We start from the raw sequence: 15,047 nt of genomic DNA, 5'->3' as shown, positions 1-15,047 counted from the left end.
TGGTCTGGTCAGTCATCCGAGGCCGCGGCCTGCTGCTCGCGCTCGCCCTCGAACGGCGTGGTGGACGTCGAGGCACCCGGCTGGCCGATGCTCTCGAGCGCGTCGTAGGTCGACAGGCCGTCCTCGCGGGCAGCCAGGTAGCTCTCGAAGTCGTCGCCGCTCACCGCGCGGACCTCGAAGTTCATGAACGCGTGGTAGGTGCCGCACAGCTCGGCGCACCGGCCGACGAAGGCGCCCTCCTCGCGGACGGTCACCTCGAAGACGTTGTCGCGGCCGTTCTCGTTGCCCGGGATGACGTCGAGCTTGAAGAGGAACTCGGGCACCCAGAACGAGTGGATGACGTCGGCCGAGGCGAGCTCGAAGCGGACGGTCTGGTCGGTGGGCAGCACGAGGATCGGGACCTCGTCGCTGGAGCCCACGGTCGACACCGGCTCACCACCGTTGTCGTCGGTGGTCTCGGGGTAGACGAACTGCCAGTTCCACTTGAACGCGTTGACCGCGACGGTGACGTCGGGCTCGTCGCTGCGCTCCTGCACCTGGTTCTGCGTGTTCACGGTGAAGAAGAACAGGACCGCGATGATGATGAACGGGATGATCGTGTAGACGACCTCGAGCGGCAGGTTGTACGCGGTCTGCCGGGGCAGCTCCGAGTCGTCGCTGTCCCTGCGCTTGCGGTACCGGATCGCGGCGTAGGCGATCAGGATCCACACGGCGATACCGACGACCAGCGCGGTGATCGTCGAGCCGATCCACAGGTCGTGCATCGCGTGGGCCTCGTCGGTGATGCCCTCGGGCCATCCCCAACTGAGCCAACTGCCGCGCGCGTCGCACCCGCTGAGCGTCAGAGCCCCCAGGAGACCGAGCCCGGCGACCTTCGCCAGCTTGCTGCGTCGAGCCACTGCCCGCTGCCTCCTCATCCCCCGCGCGGCGGTGCCACGCGGTCTCACCGGCGGGGCCTTCCTCGGTTGCCCGACAGGCACTGCCACACCGACCACAGTCTGGCCGAGACTAGCCGACCCCGCCTGTCGTCCTGGGGGCGGGAGGACCCGCCCGGCGGGTCGGCGACGGGCGGCCCGACCAGGGCCCCCGGCGGCGAGGTGTGGCCCGGCTCGCGCCCCGGGACGGCGGCGGCCGCCGGGGCCCGGCGGCTACAGTCGGGCCGTGTACCGACGCCTCCTGACCTGGCGCTGGGTGCTGATGCACCTGCTGGTCGCGGCGCTGTTCGTCATGACCTTCTTCCTCGGCTCCTGGCAGCTGGGCAAGGCCGAGGACGGCGGCGGCGCGGTCAACTGGAGCTACGCCCTGCAGTGGCCCCTGTACGGCTTCATGGGCCTGGGCTTCTACCTCCGGATGGTCCGTGACGAGTGGCGGCGCGACCCGGCCGACGACGAGCCCGGCAACGCGGTGGTCCTCTACCAGCGGCCGCGGATCGACACCACCGGCGACCCCGAGCTCGCCGCCTACAACGCCTACCTCGCAGAGCTCAACGCCAAGGCGCTCGGGCAGCAGGTGAACGGTGGCCGCTGACACCACGCTCGCGCCGCGCACCGCCTCGGCGCTGACCCGCTACCGGGTGATGGCCTGGGTCGTCGGCGTGATGCTCCTGGTCCTGGTCTTCGTGGCCGTGCCGCTGCGCTACGCCGCCGGCGTCCCCGAGGTCTCCGCCGTCGTGTCGCCGGTCCACGGGTTCCTGTACATCGTCTACCTGGTCACCGCCTTCGACCTGGCGCTGCGCGCGAAGTTCACCGCCAAGGGCACCCTGCTGGTGCTGCTCGCCGGCGTCGTCCCGCTGGTGTCCTTCTGGGCCGAGCGCCGGGTGACGGCGCGGGTCCGCGCCGGCCAGCCCCTCTGACCGACCGCCCCACCTGACCCCGGGAGACCCCCCCGCATGTGCGGACTGCTCGCCTACCTGTCCACCGACGCCGAACGGGTCGACGAGCAGACGGTCTCCGGGGTGCAGCACGCGCTGCGCTGCCTGCGGCACCGCGGGCCCGACGACCGTGAGCTGTGGTCGGACCGGCACGCCGTCCTCGGCTTCAACCGGCTGGCGTTCATCGACATCGAGGGCAGCCCGCAGCCGATGCCGTACGCCGACGGCCGGTACCGGATCGTGTTCAACGGCGAGATCTACAACTACCTGGAGCTGCGCGAGGAGCTGCGGGCCGCCGGCGCCACCTTCGCCACCGAGGGCGACACCGAGGCGATCGTCGCCGGCTACCACCTGTGGGGCGAGGCCGTCGTCCCCCGGCTGCGGGGCATGTTCGCCTTCGTCATCTGGGACACCCTCACCGGGACGGCGTTCGGCGCCCGCGACGCGTTCGGCATCAAGCCGCTGTTCACCGCCCGCCTCGCCGACGGCGGCCTGGTCTTCAGCTCGGAGAAGAAGGCCCTGCTCGAGCTGCTCGGCGGCACGGTCGGCGCCGGCGGCGTGGACCCGGCCTCGCTGCAGCACTACCTGACGCTGCAGTACGTGCCGGAGCCGGCGACCCTGCACCGGGGCATCCGGCGGATCGAGAGCGGCACGAGCTTCACCGTCGCCGACGGCGAGCTGCACACCACGCGCTGGTTCCACCCCGCCTTCCGCCCGCAGCCGGTCCCGCCGGGTGGCGAGCAGGCGCTGTTCGACCGGATCGCCGCGGTGCTCGACGACTCGGTCGCCAAGCACATGCGGGCCGACGTCACGGTCGGGTCGTTCCTGTCCAGCGGCATCGACTCCACCGCGATCGCGGCGCTGGCCCACAAGTACAACTCGGACCTGGTCACCTTCACCGTCGGATTCGAGCGTGAGGCCACCTCGGAGGTCGACATCGCCGCGGAGTCCGCCGCCGTCCTGGGCGTGCGGCACATCCCGGTCGAGGTGACCGCGCAGGACTTCGCCGACGCCATCCCGACGGTCGTCTGGTACCTGGACGACCCGGTCGCCGACCCGGCCCTGGTGCCGCTGTACTTCGTCGCCCGCGAGGCGCGCAAGCACGTCAAGGTGGTGCTCTCCGGCGAGGGCGCCGACGAGCTCTTCGGCGGCTACACGATCTACCGCGAGCCGCTGAGCCTGGCGTGGGCCGCGAAGCTCCCCGCCGTCGGACGGCAGGCGCTGGGCCGGCTGTCCCGGCTGGTGCCCGAGGGGGTCCGCGGCCAGGACCTGCTGCGCCGGGCCTCCATCCCCCTCGAGGAGCGCTACTACGGCAACGCCCGGAACCTGAACGCAGCCGAGCTGGCCGACCTGCTGCCGGGCCGCGACCCCGACCTGTCGCACGTCCAGGTGACCGAGGACCTGTACCGGCTCACCCGCGAGGCCGGGTACGACGACGTCACCGCCATGCAGTACGTCGACCTGTTCACCTGGCTGCGCGGCGACATCCTGGTCAAGGCGGACAAGGTCACCATGGCCAACTCGCTCGAGCTGCGGGTGCCCTTCCTGGACGCCGAGGTCTTCGCGCTGGCCAGCACGCTGCCGCTGGAGATGCGGGTGCCCCGCAAGGGCGACGCCACCAAGTACGCGCTGCGCCAGGCGATGCGGCAGATCGTGCCGCCGGCGATCATGAACCGCCGCAAGCTGGGCTTCCCGGTGCCGACGGCGGACTTCCTCGCCGGTCCGCTGCACCAGTGGGCCCGCGACATCGTGACCGCGAGCGGCACCGACGAGTGGCTCGACCGCGACCACGTCCTCGGTCTGCTGGACCGGCTGCGCGAGGCGGACGTGCCCAGCAAGCGGATCGCCCGGCAGGTCTGGGAGGTGCTGGTGTTCATGGTCTGGCACGGCATCTTCGTCGAGGAGCGGATCCACCCGGAGATCCCCGAGCCCGTCTACCCGGTCCGGCTGTGACCCGGGCCTGACACCCCCGGACGCGACGAGGCCCGGCAACCCTGGTGGGGGTGCCGGGCCTCGGTGCGCTGGGTCAGTCCCGTCCGGGTGAGGACGGGTGCTGCGTCAGTGGAACGAGTCGCCGCAGGCGCACGAGCCGCCCGCGTTCGGGTTGTCGATGGTGAAGCCCTGCTTCTCGATGGTGTCGACGAAGTCGATCGTCGCGCCGCTGAGGTACGGGATGCTCATCCGGTCGACGATGACCTCGGTGCCACCGAACTCGAAGGTCTGGTCGCCGTCGAGGAAGCGCTCGTCGAAGAACAGCTGGTACCGGAGACCGGAACAGCCACCGGGCTGCACCGCGATCCGCAGCCGCAGGTCGTCGCGACCCTCCTGCTCCAGCAGCGTCTTCACCTTCAGGGCGGCCGGGTCACTGAGGATGACGCCGGTGGCGCCGGGGGCCTGCGTGTCCTGCACGGTCATGTTGTGGTCCTCCCACACTCGAGGGTGTCCTGCTCGACCCGTCGCGGAGGGGCACCCCACGCCGGTCGGAACACTGACGGCCAACACCGCCGTGGCGGAGCTGCTTCCCACTGTACGGCGCCGGACCGCCGGAGGGGAGCACGCGGACCCCTCCAGGGGAGGACACCGGGCCCCGGAGCAGCACCGTGCGGCCCCGGCGGGCACGTAGACTCCCGACCCGTGAAGCTCCGCCTCCCCGGCCGCCGTCCCGCCACCGTCGTGGCCCCGGACCCCGACACCGACCTCACGTCGCAGCTGGCGACGGCGGGCGGCAAGGGCCGGCCGACGCCGAAGCGCAGCGAGGCCCAGCCCCGGCGCAGCGGGCCGGTCCCGCCGCCGCCGACCACCCGCAAGGAGGCCTACAAGCGGCAGCGCGAGCAGCAGGCCGCCGGCCGCGGCAGCGCCCGCGAGGCCGCCGCCCGCGGCGACGAGAGCTCGCTGCCCGCCCGCGACCGGGGACCCCGCCGCAAGCTGGTCCGCGACCTCGTCGACGCCCGCCGCAACGCCGGCAGCTTCTTCCTGGTCGTGGCCGCGCTGGTGCTGCTGGGCTACTTCATCCCCAACCCGGCGGTGCAGAGCTACACGGTCTTCGTCTGGTTCGCCTTCTTCGTCGTCATCATCGCCGACTCGTTCGTGCTCGGCCGCAAGATCAAGCGGGTCGTCAACGAGCGGCACCCGGACCACCCGGAGTCGATGCGCACGCTGATCTGGTACGGCGTCAGCCGGGCCACCATGATCCGCAAGTGGCGCTTCCCCAAGCCCCAGGTCGACCTCGGCACCGAGGTCTGAGGAAGGACCCCGCTGCCCCCCACCACTCGCGAGCTCGCGGCGGGACCCTGCAGCGGGGCCGGCCGGTGGTTAGCCTGGCTGACGACTAGCGTCAGGTCGTGCAGACACGACGCCTCGGCCGCTCCGGCCTGAACATCAGCGAGATCGCCTACGGCAACTGGCTCACCCACGGCAGCCAGGTCGAGGAGGACGCCGCGCACGCCTGCGTGCGGGCCGCCCTGGACGTGGGGATCACCACCTTCGACACCGCCGACGTCTACGCCGGCACCCGGGCCGAGTCGGTGCTGGGCCGCGCGCTGGCCGGTCAGCGCCGCGAGGGGCTGGAGATCTTCACCAAGGTCTACTGGCCCACCGGCCCCGGCGCCAACGACGGCGGGCTGTCCCGCAAGCACGTCATCGAGAGCTGCAACGCCTCGCTGCAGCGGCTGCAGACCGACTACGTCGACCTCTACCAGGCCCACCGGTACGACTCCTCGGTGCCGCTGGAGGAGACGATGACCGCCTTCGCCGACCTCGTCCGGCAGGGCAAGGTGCTCTACATCGGCGTCTCGGAGTGGCGGGCGGAGGAGATCGCGGCGGCCGCGCAGCTCGCCCGCGAGCTCAAGGTGCAGCTGGTCAGCAACCAGCCGCAGTACTCGATGCTGTGGCGGGTCATCGAGGCCGAGGTGGTGCCCACCTGCGAGCAGGAGGGCATCTCCCAGATCGTCTGGTCCCCGCTCGCCCAGGGCGTGCTGACCGGCAAGTACCTGCCGGGCCAGCAGCCGCCGGCCGACAGCCGCGGCGGCCACGCCACCGTGGGCGGGTCGATGAAGAGCTACCTCACCGACGACGTCCTCACCCGGGTGCAGCAGCTCACCCCCGTGGCGCAGGAGGTGGGCCTGACGATGGCCCAGCTCGCGCTGGCGTGGGTGCTGCAGAACCGGAACGTCGCCGCCGCGATCATCGGCGCGAGCCGCCCCGAGCAGGTGCGCGACAACGTGGCGGCGGCCGGCGTCGAGCTGCCGGCCGAGGTGCTCACCCGTATCGACGAGGTCCTCGGCGACGTCGTCGAGCGCGACCCCGCCAAGACCTCGCGGGGCTAGGACCCCACCGGGGCGGACGACGCGTCGTCCGCCCCGGTCTCAGGTGGCCGCCAGGCCCATCGGGCCGTAGACCCGCACGCCGTCCTGCTGCAGCGTGACCGTGGCGATGCCCTGCTCCAGCAGGTCGCGCCAGACCTCCCCCAGCCAGGACTCCGCGTCGCCCTGGTTGTCGCACTCGGGCACCTCCACCCCGAGCGTGGCGGGATCGACGGGCGCGCCCGAGGCGTCTTCCAGCTGCCAGGTCCAGCTCATGGCGGCGAGGCTAGCGAGCCGGGCACCGGACGGCGCGGGCGAGCGCCCCGCGACACCCGCGATCTTGGTTTACCCGGTCCGGACACCGGGGCATGGCACCGACGGTCGGGCGCGTCCCCCGCACCGACCCCCCAGCCCGCGGAGGACCCATGAGCCAGCCCGTCCCCTGCCCCGGCGTGCCCCGGTGAGCGGCCCCGACGACGCGGACGCGATCCGCGCCGAGATCGAGGCCACCCGCGAGCAGCTCGCCGCCACCGTCGACGAGCTGGCCGCCCGCCTCGACGTCCCCAGCCGGGCCCGGGAGCGCGTGCTGCGCGCCCGCGACACCGCGGTGGAGACCTACCGGGAGAACCCGCCCGCCGTGCTCGGCGCGGCCGGCGCACTCGTCGCCCTGGTGGTGGGCGTCGTCGTCTGGAGGAGGAAGCGATGAGCAAGGGCGCGAAGATCGCCTACCGCCCGATCGGGCTGATCGGGAGCCTGGTGGCGAGCTCGATCGCCGCGACGCTGTTCCAGCTGGTCTGGAAGAAGCTGGCCCACGCCGACGACGCCCCCACCGCGATGCAGAGCGAGTACCGGCTGCGCGAGATCCTGCTCGCCTCCGCCCTGCGCGGTGCGATCGTCGCCGTCGTCAAGGCCCTCGTCAGCCGGGGCGGTGCGCGGGGCTTCACCAAGCTGACCGGCGCCTGGCCCGGCGACTGACCGACGCACCCCGAGAGGACGAGTCCCATGGTCTCCACCGGACGTCCGGGCAGCTCCGTCGACCGCATCCGGCAGCGGGTGCAGGAGAAGGCCGAGCGCCGGGCCGCCGCGCGGGTCGCCGACGACCGCGCCGACGACCCCGCGCCGTACACCGGGGCGTCGTCGGCCACCTCGGTCCGCACCGCCGAGCGCGAGGCCGAGCGGCCCCGCCAGCGGGTGCCCTCCGAGGCCGAGCTGCCCGGCGTCGACGCCGAGAAGCCGACCGACATCCCGGCCCGCGGGTGGGTGCAGATCGTCAAGCGGGCCTGGGCCGAGAACAGCGCCGACAACATGCCGATCATCGGCGCCGGCGTGGCCTTCTTCGCCTTCCTCGCCCTCTTCCCGGCGCTGATCGCCACGATCTCGCTGTACGGGCTGGTCGCCTCCCCCGAGACGGTGGCCCGGCAGATCGAGTCGCTGTCCGGCCAGCTGCCGGCCGAGGCGCAGTCGCTGCTGAGCGAGCAGCTCACCGCCATCACGGAGAACAGCGGCGGCGCGCTGACGGTCGGCCTGCTCGTCTCGATCGCGGCGGCGCTGTGGAGCGCCTCGGGCGGCACCGGCAACCTGATCACCGCGGTCAACCTCGCCTACGACGAGGTGGAGACCCGCAGTTTCGTCAAGCGCAAGGCGCTGGCCCTCGGGCTGACCCTCGGCGCGATCGTCTTCGTACTGGTCACCATCGCGCTGATCGCGGTGTTCCCGGTCGTGCTGGACGCGCTGCCGCTGGGCGTGGTCGGAACCATCCTGGCCCAGGTGCTCCGCTGGGTGCTGCTGCTCGGGGTGATGGCCGGCGCCCTGTCGGTGCTCTACCGGGTGGCCCCCGACCGGGATGCGCCGAAGTTCCGCTGGGTCAGCCTCGGGTCCGTCGTCGTCACCGTCGTCTGGGCCGTGATCAGCCTGCTGTTCAGCCTGTACGTCAACAACTTCGGCTCCTACGACAAGACCTACGGCGCCATCGCCGGGGTCATCGTGCTGATGCTCTGGCTGCAGCTGACCGTCTTCCTGGTGCTGCTGGGCGCGGAGATCAACTCCGAGACCGAGCACCAGACGGCGCACGACACCACCGAGGGCGAGCCCCAGCCGATGGGCCAGCGCGACGCCACCATGGCCGACGAGCTGCCCGACCCGCCGACCCCCACCAAGGAGAGCAAGCAGAAGGCGTAGCTCTCGTGGCCCCTTCAGGGGCCCGCGTCGAGCGTGCGAGGCGTGGGGGGAACGGGGTCCTTCGTGTGCGAGGGCACGAACGGGGGACGGCGGACGACGACCGGCTGCGGGCGGCCGCGGACGTCGACGGCGAGCTCGTCGCCCTCGGCCGGCTCCGTGGCGGTGTCGAGCAGGGCCAGCGCGATCCCGGTGCGCAGCGTCGGCGAGAACGTCCCGCTGGTCACCTCGCCCACGGGCGCACCGTCCGGCCCGAGGACGGCCATGCCCGGCCGCGGGATGCCCCGGCCGGGGGCCTGCAGGCCCCACAGCCGGCGGGCCGGTCCGGCGGCCCGCTCGGCGAGCAGCGCCTCCCGGCCCCAGAACGCCGGCTTGTCCCAGCCGACCGCCCAGCCCGAGCGGGCCTGGACCGGCGAGATGTCCGGGCCCAGCTCGTGGCCGTGCAGCGGGTAGCCCATCTCGGTGCGCAGCGTGTCCCGGGCGCCCAGGCCGCAGGGGCGGAGCTGCTCGGGCTCACCGGCGGCGAGCAGCGCGTCCCACAGCGCCCCGGCCCGCTCGGCGGCGACCAGCAGCTCGTACCCGTGCTCCCCGGTGTAGCCGGTGCGGCAGACGGTGACTTGGTCGCCGCCGCTGCCCGGGGTCTCGGCGAAGGACATGTAGCCCAGCTCGCCGGGCAGCCCCACCGCGGCGAGCACCTCCGCCGAGCGCGGCCCCTGCAGGGCCAGCACGGCGACCTCGGTGTGCCGGTCGGTGACGGTGACCCCGGCCGGCGCCGCCGCCGTGAGCCGGTCCAGCACCGCGGCGGCGTTGGCCGCGTTCGGCACCAGCAGGACGTCGTCGGGACCGTGCAGGTAGACGACCAGGTCGTCCACCACTCCCCCGGCGCGGTCCTCCCCGTCGGGCACGCAGCACAGCGTGTACTGCGCCTGCCCGGGACCGATCCGCCGCAGGTCGTTGGTCAGGCAGGTGTCCAGGAACTCCGCGGCACCGGGTCCCCGGACCGTCGCCGTCCCCAGGTGCGAGACGTCGAAGAGGCCGACCCCCTCGCGCACCGCGACGTGCTCGGCCAGCACCCCACCGCCGGCGTACTCGATCGGCATGGACCAGCCGCCGAAGTCGGCGAACTTGGCGCCGGCCGCGGCGTGGCGGTCGTGCAGCGGGGACGTCAGCACACTCACCCCGCCACGCTAGCGGCCCTCCTGCAGGCGCCCGCCGCGAGCCTGCGAGCGGTAGGGGGCAGGAGGGTTCCTAAGATCGGCCCGTGCCGCCGACTGTCTCCGCCACCGACCGCCCGCTCGAGAAGCTCTCCGCCGACGCCGTCGTCGTCGGCGTGGGGAAGGGCCCCGCCGGGCTCCTCACCACGCCTGGCGCGGACGCCGTCGACCGGCTGCTGGGCGGACGGCTGCTGGCCGCGCTCGCCGACCTCGGGGCCACCGGCGCAGAGGACGAGGTCACCAAGCTGCCCACCTTCGGCCAGGGCCCGTTCCCGGTGGTCGCCGTGGCCGGGCTGGGCGCTCCTCGCGCCGGTGTCGGGTACGCCCCGGAGGCCGTGCGACGCGCCGCCGGTGCCGCCAGCCGGGCGCTGACCGGCCGCCGCGCCGTCGTCTCGCTGCTGGCCGCCGTCGGGGGGACGCCGGACGCCGAGCGGCTGCACGCGGTCGGCGAGGGCTCCCTGCTCGGGGCGTACGAGTTCACCGCCTACAAGTCCGACCTGCCGGCCTCCCGGCCCGCACCGCCGGCCTCCTTCGAGCTCGTCGTCCCCGACGCGGGTGCCGCGAAGGCCCCGCTGGCCCGGGTGCGCGCGGTCGCCGACGCGGTCACGCTGGTCCGCGACCTGGTCAACACCCCGCCGAACGACCTGTACCCCGCCGAGCTCGCCGCCCGCGGCGCGGCGGCCGGCAAGAAGGCCGGGCTCTCCGTTGAGGTGCTGGACGAGAAGGCGCTGGCCGCCGGTGGGTACGGCGGCATCCTGGCCGTCGGCGCCGGGTCCGCCCGCGGGCCGCGGTTGCTGCGGCTGGAGTACCGGGGCAAGAAGGCGGTGACCAGCGTCGCGCTGGTGGGCAAGGGCATCACCTTCGACAGCGGCGGCATCTCGATCAAGCCGGCGCTGCACATGGAGGACATGAAGAGCGACATGTCCGGCGCGGCCGCGGTGATCGCGACCGTCTGCCTGGTCGCCGAGCTGGGCCTGCCGGTCGACGTCACCGCCACGGTGCCGATCGCGGAGAACATGCCCAGCGGCACCGCGTACCGGCCGGCCGACGTGGTGACCTTCCGCAACGGCCGCAAGGCGGAGATCACCAACACCGACGCGGAGGGCCGGGTCGTGCTCGCCGACGCCATCTGCCGCGCCGTCGAGGACTCCCCCGCCCACCTGCTGGAGACCTCCACGCTGACCGGCGCCCAGCTGGTCGCGCTGGGCACCCGCACGGCCGGGGTGATGGGCACCGAGGAGCTGCGGGACGCCGTCGTCACGGCCAGCGCGCGCAGCGGCGAGCCGATGTGGGCGATGCCGCTGCCGCCGGAGCTGCGCCGCGGCCTGGACTCCCCGATCGCCGACCTGGTCAACGCCAACGCCGACCGGATGGGCGGGATGCTCGTCGGCGGGCACTTCCTGGCCGAGTTCGTGCCGGCCGGCCTGCCGTGGGCCCACATCGACGTGGCCGGTCCGGCGTACAACACCGGCTCGCCGTGGGGCTACACGCCCAAGGGCGGGACCGGCGTCCCGGTGCGGACCCTGCTGGCCACCATCGAGGCGCTCATCGCGGACGCCGGCTGACGTCAGCGGCCATCCTGCAGGGGCCCGCGGCGAGCTTGCGAGTCGTGCGGGGCAGGGTGGTCCTTGTTCCAGTCGCGCATCCGCTGCGGGTAGCCGGTGACCTGTGCGTCGTAGACGGGGACGGTCAGGTCGCGGGACAGCTTCCGGGCCACGTCGGGCCCGTCGATGCGCCGCCGGGTCCACTCCCCGTCGGCGGCGACCAGCAGGATGGTGGTCTCGGTGACCGCGGTGCGCGGCTCGACGTAGCCCTCGACCCCGCGCCGGGTCGCCACGAACTGCTCCAGGTGGGCGAGGTCGGCGGACCCGGACGCGCGGTCCAGCGTCCCGCGCCGGTCGCCCCCTGCACCACCCCGGGCGCGACGCCCGCGCAGCCGATCGAACAGCCCCATGTCACGATCCCGTCACTCCGGCCGCGGGTTCTCCGCGACGCTCCAGCGACAGCAACGGAGCATCCGGACGCGCCGTTCCCGGGAGTGGCAGGATGGGCACGCGCAGGATCGCCGCGCCCGGGAGATCCCGGGCCACCCAGCACTTGAGGAGCACTCGTGAGCGCACCGACCACCCCCGCTGACCTGGTCATCCTCGGTGGTGGCTCCGGTGGCTACGCCGCCGCGCTGCGGGCCGCGGAGCTCGACATGTCCGTCGTCCTGATCGAGCGCGACAAGGTGGGCGGCACCTGCCTGCACCGCGGCTGCATCCCGACCAAGGCGCTGCTGCACACCGCCGAGGTGGCCGACAACGCCCGCGAGGGCGAGCAGTTCGGCGTCAAGTCGACCCTGTCGGGCATCGACATGGACGGGGTGAACGCCTACAAGGACGGCGTCATCTCGAAGAACTTCAAGGGCCTGCAGGGCCTGATCAAGAGCCGCGGCATCACCACCGTCCAGGGCGAGGGCCGGCTGGTCTCCCCCACCGCGGTCGAGGTCGACGGCACCCGATACGAGGGCAAGCACGTGCTGCTGGCCACCGGGTCCTACGCCCGCTCGCTGCCCGGCATCGAGATCGACGGCACCCGGGTCATCACCAGCGACCACGCGCTCAAGCTGGACCGCGTCCCGAGCTCGGCGATCATCCTCGGCGGCGGCGTCATCGGCTGCGAGTTCGCCAGCGCCTGGAAGTCCTTCGGCGTCGACGTGACCATCGTCGAGGGCCTGCCGCACCTGGTCCCGCTGGAGGACGAGTCGTCGTCCAAGCTGCTGGAGCGCGCCTTCCGCCGTCGCAAGATCGACTTCGCGCTGGGCAGCCGCGTCGCCAGCGTGCAGACCACCGCCGACGGCGTGAAGGTCGCCCTGGAGAACGGCAAGGAGTTCGAGGCGGAGCTGGTGCTCGTCGCCGTCGGCCGCGGCCCGGTGAGCCAGGGCCTGGGCTACGAGGAGGCCGGCGTCGCGATGGACCGCGGGTACGTCCTCGTCGACGAGTACATGCAGACCAACGTGCCGACCATCTCCGCCGTCGGTGACCTGGTGCCGACCCTGCAGCTGGCCCACGTCGGGTTCGGCGAGGGCATCCTCGTCGCCGAGCGCCTCGCCGGGCTGCCGGTCGTGCCGATCGACTACGCCGGCGTCCCCCGCGTCACCTACTCCGAGCCCGAGGTCGCCTCGGTCGGCCTGACCGAGGCCCAGGCCAAGGAGAAGTACGGCGAGATCGAGGTCGCCACCTACGACCTGGCGGGCAACGGCCGCGCGGCGATCCTCAAGACCGCCGGCGCCGTCAAGCTCATCCGCGCGAAGGACGGCGCCGTGGTGGGCGTGCACATGGTGGGCAGCCGGGTCGGCGACATGGTCGCCGAGGCCCAGCTCGTCTACAACTGGGAGGCCCTGCCCGAGGAGGTCGCCCAGCTGATCCACCCGCACCCCACGCTGAGCGAGGCCCTCGGCGAGGCCGCCCTGGTGCTGGCCGGCAAGCCGCTGCACGCGCACACCTGATCCACCCGCACCCCCGTACCGCCCCCAGCACCGCCACCCCGACCTGAGGAGACCTGCCTTCGATGCCGACGTCCGTCACCATGCCCGCCCTGGGCGAGAGCGTCACCGAGGGCACGGTCACCCGATGGCTGAAGCAGGAGGGTGACCAGGTCGAGGTCGACGAGCCGCTCCTCGAGGTCTCCACCGACAAGGTCGACACCGAGATCCCCTCCCCCGCGGCGGGCGTGCTGACCAAGATCGTCGTGGCGGAGGACGAGACCGTCGAGGTCGGTGCCGAGCTCGCCGTCATCGGCGGCGACGCCGGCGGCGACGGCGCTGCCCCGGCACAGGAGGCCCCCGCTCAGGAGGCCCCGGCCGAAGAGCCGCCGGCGCAGGAGGCCCCGGCCCAGGAGGCTCCTGCCCAGGAGGCGCCGGCTCCCGCCGCCTCGGGCGACTCCGGCGGCTCCGCCGGTGGGTCCGGCGGCGGCTCCGGTGGCGGCGAGGGCACGAAGGTGACCATGCCGGCCCTGGGCGAGAGCGTCACCGAGGGCACCGTCACCCGCTGGCTGAAGGCCGTCGGTGACGAGGTGTCCGCCGACGAGCCGCTGCTCGAGGTCTCCACCGACAAGGTGGACACCGAGATCCCCTCGCCGGTGTCGGGCACCCTGCTGTCCATCTCGGTCAACGAGGACGAGACCGTCGAGGTCGGCGCCGAGCTCGCCGTGATCGGTGCCGCCGGTGGCGGCTCCGGCGACTCGTCCGGCTCGGCCCCGCAGGCCGACGCTGCGCCGGCCGAGGCAGCACCGGCCGAGACGCAGGGGCAGTCCGCCGCCCCCGCGGAGGAGGCGCCCGCGCCGGCTCCGCAGGAGGCCCAGCCGACCCCGGTGCAGGCCACCACCGACACCGGCCAGCCCGGTGCCGACTACGGCTCCAGCGGCGCGATGCCCACCCAGTCGCCCACCGACCAGCCCTCGCCCGCCGAGGCGGTCGCCCCCTCCGCACCGGCGGCTGCCCCCGCCGGTGACGGCGCCGGGGCCTACGTGACCCCGCTGGTCCGTCGGCTCGCCGCCGACCAGGGCGTCGACCTCAGCACGGTCGAAGGCACCGGCGTCGGGGGCCGGATCCGCAAGCAGGACGTGATGGCCGCCGCCGAGAAGGCCCAGCAGGCGGCTCCGGCCCCCGCTGCGGCGTCCGCGGCACCGGCGGCGTCGTCCTCGCGCACCCCGTCCCCGGCCGCCCAGCCGGACTCCGCGCTGCGCGGGCGCACGGAGAAGATGTCGCGGCTCCGCACGGTCATCGCCAAGCGGATGGTGGAGTCGCTGGAGATCAGCGCACAGCTCACGACCGTCGTCGAGGCCGACGTCACCCGGATCGCCAAGCTGCGCGACCAGGTCAAGACCGACTTCGCCGCCCGTGAGGGCGTCAAGCTGTCGTTCCTGCCCTTCTTCGCGAAGGCTGCCGTCGAGGCGCTGAAGGCGCACCCGTCGGTGAACTCCTCGGTGGACATGGCGGCCGGCACGGTCACCTACCACGATGCCGAGAACCTGGGCATCGCCGTCGACACCGAGCGCGGGCTGCTCGTGCCGGTGATCCAGGGCGCCGGCGACCTCAGCATCGCCGGGATCGCCCGCAAGATCGCCGACCTCGCGGAGCGCACGCGCTCCAACAAGGTCACCCCCGACGAGCTCGGTGGCGGCACCTTCACGCTGACCAACACCGGCAGCCGGGGCGCACTGTTCGACACCCCGATCATCAACCAGCCGCAGGTGGCCATCCTGGGTGTCGGGTCGGTCGTCAAGCGCCCGGTCGTCGTGCAGGACCCCGACCTCGGCGAGGTCATCGCGGTCCGGTCGATGGTCTACCTGGCCCTGACCTACGACCACCGGATCGTCGACGGCGCCGACGCCGCCCGCTTCCTCACCACGGTGCGGGAGCGGCTGGAGGCCGGTCAGTTCCACGGCGAGCTCGGCCTGTCCTGACCCGCCGACGGAGGGCCCTGGCTTCGGCTGGGGCCCTCC

The 15,047-nt window shown here is 73.3% G+C and carries 16 protein-coding genes; 11 read left to right on the top strand and 5 right to left on the bottom strand.

The window, feature by feature from the left end; translation table 11 throughout:
• Positions 1 to 8: 8 nt before the first annotated feature.
• Positions 9 to 917 carry an aa3-type cytochrome oxidase subunit II gene (gene ctaC, locus HL054_RS04635; protein WP_440347915.1) on the bottom strand — a complete coding sequence of 303 codons (909 nt, stop codon included), beginning with the start codon at positions 915 to 917 and terminating at the stop codon, positions 9 to 11.
• A gap of 244 nt (positions 918 to 1,161) precedes the next feature.
• Between ctaC and HL054_RS04630 the strand changes: the two genes are divergently transcribed.
• The 3 genes from HL054_RS04630 to asnB are packed head-to-tail and all read left to right on the top strand — an operon-like array spanning position 1,162 to position 3,823.
• On the top strand, positions 1,162 to 1,527 hold the full coding sequence (locus tag HL054_RS04630) for a metalloprotease (protein ID WP_369137601.1): 366 nt from the start codon (positions 1,162 to 1,164) through the stop codon (positions 1,525 to 1,527).
• Entirely contained in the window at positions 1,517 to 1,852 is a 336-nt protein-coding gene (locus tag HL054_RS04625; protein ID WP_369137599.1) for a DUF3817 domain-containing protein, read from the top strand. The genes HL054_RS04630 and HL054_RS04625 overlap by 11 nt, the downstream gene beginning before the upstream one ends.
• Positions 1,853 to 1,888: 36 nt before the next feature.
• Positions 1,889 to 3,823, top strand: a complete 1,935-nt coding sequence (gene asnB / locus HL054_RS04620; RefSeq protein WP_369137598.1) for an asparagine synthase (glutamine-hydrolyzing) — start codon at positions 1,889 to 1,891, stop codon at positions 3,821 to 3,823.
• 105 nt (positions 3,824 to 3,928) lie between these two features.
• Here the strand turns inward: asnB and HL054_RS04615 are convergent, their stop codons facing one another.
• Positions 3,929 to 4,285 (bottom strand): HesB/IscA family protein, encoded by a 357-nt coding sequence (locus HL054_RS04615; protein WP_369137596.1) that lies wholly within the window; start codon positions 4,283 to 4,285, stop codon positions 3,929 to 3,931.
• Positions 4,286 to 4,504: 219 nt separating this feature from the next.
• Here HL054_RS04615 and HL054_RS04610 point away from each other — a divergent pair, with 219 nt between their 5' ends.
• Together HL054_RS04610 and HL054_RS04605 are read left to right on the top strand one after the other, a co-directional pair.
• A complete protein-coding gene (locus HL054_RS04610; RefSeq protein WP_369137595.1) occupies positions 4,505 to 5,113 on the top strand; it encodes a DUF3043 domain-containing protein in 609 nt (202 codons plus the stop codon).
• 98 nt (positions 5,114 to 5,211) lie between these two features.
• A complete protein-coding gene (locus HL054_RS04605; protein ID WP_369137594.1) occupies positions 5,212 to 6,195 on the top strand; it encodes an aldo/keto reductase family protein in 984 nt (327 codons plus the stop codon).
• A 39-nt stretch (positions 6,196 to 6,234) separates the two neighbouring features.
• Here HL054_RS04605 and HL054_RS04600 read toward each other — a convergent pair whose 3' ends face one another.
• On the bottom strand, positions 6,235 to 6,447 hold the full coding sequence (locus tag HL054_RS04600; protein WP_369137593.1) for a hypothetical protein: 213 nt from the start codon (positions 6,445 to 6,447) through the stop codon (positions 6,235 to 6,237).
• Between the two features lie 184 nt (positions 6,448 to 6,631).
• Here HL054_RS04600 and HL054_RS04595 point away from each other — a divergent pair, with 184 nt between their 5' ends.
• From HL054_RS04595 to HL054_RS04585, 3 genes are read left to right on the top strand one after another with little or no spacing between them, the layout of a single operon-like run.
• Positions 6,632 to 6,877: a DUF3618 domain-containing protein gene (locus HL054_RS04595; RefSeq protein WP_369137591.1), complete on the top strand. Its 246-nt coding sequence runs from the start codon at positions 6,632 to 6,634 to the stop codon at positions 6,875 to 6,877.
• Entirely contained in the window at positions 6,874 to 7,146 is a 273-nt protein-coding gene (locus HL054_RS04590; RefSeq protein WP_369137590.1) for a DUF4235 domain-containing protein, read from the top strand. The genes HL054_RS04595 and HL054_RS04590 overlap by 4 nt, the downstream gene beginning before the upstream one ends.
• Before the next feature lie 27 nt (positions 7,147 to 7,173).
• The gene (locus HL054_RS04585; protein ID WP_369137589.1) at positions 7,174 to 8,349 is read left to right on the top strand and encodes a YihY/virulence factor BrkB family protein; all 1,176 of its coding nucleotides are present in this window, start codon (positions 7,174 to 7,176) and stop codon (positions 8,347 to 8,349) included.
• Positions 8,350 to 8,363: 14 nt separating this feature from the next.
• Here HL054_RS04585 and gcvT read toward each other — a convergent pair whose 3' ends face one another.
• Complete coding sequence (gene gcvT / locus HL054_RS04580) at positions 8,364 to 9,524, bottom strand: glycine cleavage system aminomethyltransferase GcvT (RefSeq protein ID WP_369137587.1); 1,161 nt, start codon at positions 9,522 to 9,524, stop codon at positions 8,364 to 8,366.
• Between the two features lie 83 nt (positions 9,525 to 9,607).
• On the opposite strand from gcvT, the gene HL054_RS04575 reads away from it, so the two are divergent.
• Positions 9,608 to 11,125 (top strand): leucyl aminopeptidase, encoded by a 1,518-nt coding sequence (locus HL054_RS04575; protein WP_369137585.1) that lies wholly within the window; start codon positions 9,608 to 9,610, stop codon positions 11,123 to 11,125.
• 2 nt (positions 11,126 to 11,127) lie between these two features.
• Here the strand turns inward: HL054_RS04575 and HL054_RS04570 are convergent, their stop codons facing one another.
• The gene (locus tag HL054_RS04570) at positions 11,128 to 11,514 is read right to left on the bottom strand and encodes an oxidoreductase (protein ID WP_369137584.1); all 387 of its coding nucleotides are present in this window, start codon (positions 11,512 to 11,514) and stop codon (positions 11,128 to 11,130) included.
• A gap of 156 nt (positions 11,515 to 11,670) precedes the next feature.
• Between HL054_RS04570 and lpdA the strand changes: the two genes are divergently transcribed.
• Together lpdA and sucB are read left to right on the top strand one after the other, a co-directional pair.
• Positions 11,671 to 13,050 (top strand): dihydrolipoyl dehydrogenase, encoded by a 1,380-nt coding sequence (gene lpdA / locus HL054_RS04565; protein WP_369137583.1) that lies wholly within the window; start codon positions 11,671 to 11,673, stop codon positions 13,048 to 13,050.
• Between the two features lie 62 nt (positions 13,051 to 13,112).
• Complete coding sequence (gene sucB / locus HL054_RS04560; protein ID WP_369137582.1) at positions 13,113 to 15,008, top strand: 2-oxoglutarate dehydrogenase, E2 component, dihydrolipoamide succinyltransferase; 1,896 nt, start codon at positions 13,113 to 13,115, stop codon at positions 15,006 to 15,008.
• Positions 15,009 to 15,047 lie beyond the last annotated feature (39 nt).

It is taken from the genome of Modestobacter versicolor (assembly GCF_041028285.1).
Classification (GTDB): Bacteria; Actinomycetota; Actinomycetes; order Mycobacteriales; family Geodermatophilaceae; genus Modestobacter; species Modestobacter versicolor_A.
This window is presented reverse-complemented; position numbering and strand designations above follow the sequence as displayed.

What these genes read in the sequence shown, in the direction of transcription:
- asnB (WP_369137598.1), top strand. Translation starts at nt 1,889, where the DNA reads ATGTGCGGACTGCTCGCCTACCTGTCCACCGACGCCGAACGGGTCGAC.
- ctaC (WP_440347915.1), bottom strand. Translation starts at nt 917, where the DNA reads ATGAGGAGGCAGCGGGCAGTGGCTCGACGCAGCAAGCTGGCGAAGGTC.
- HL054_RS04585 (WP_369137589.1), top strand. Translation starts at nt 7,174, where the DNA reads ATGGTCTCCACCGGACGTCCGGGCAGCTCCGTCGACCGCATCCGGCAG.
- HL054_RS04615 (WP_369137596.1), bottom strand. Translation starts at nt 4,285, where the DNA reads ATGACCGTGCAGGACACGCAGGCCCCCGGCGCCACCGGCGTCATCCTC.
- sucB (WP_369137582.1), top strand. Translation starts at nt 13,113, where the DNA reads ATGCCGACGTCCGTCACCATGCCCGCCCTGGGCGAGAGCGTCACCGAG.
- HL054_RS04600 (WP_369137593.1), bottom strand. Translation starts at nt 6,447, where the DNA reads ATGAGCTGGACCTGGCAGCTGGAAGACGCCTCGGGCGCGCCCGTCGAT.
- HL054_RS04570 (WP_369137584.1), bottom strand. Translation starts at nt 11,514, where the DNA reads ATGGGGCTGTTCGATCGGCTGCGCGGGCGTCGCGCCCGGGGTGGTGCA.
- HL054_RS04590 (WP_369137590.1), top strand. Translation starts at nt 6,874, where the DNA reads ATGAGCAAGGGCGCGAAGATCGCCTACCGCCCGATCGGGCTGATCGGG.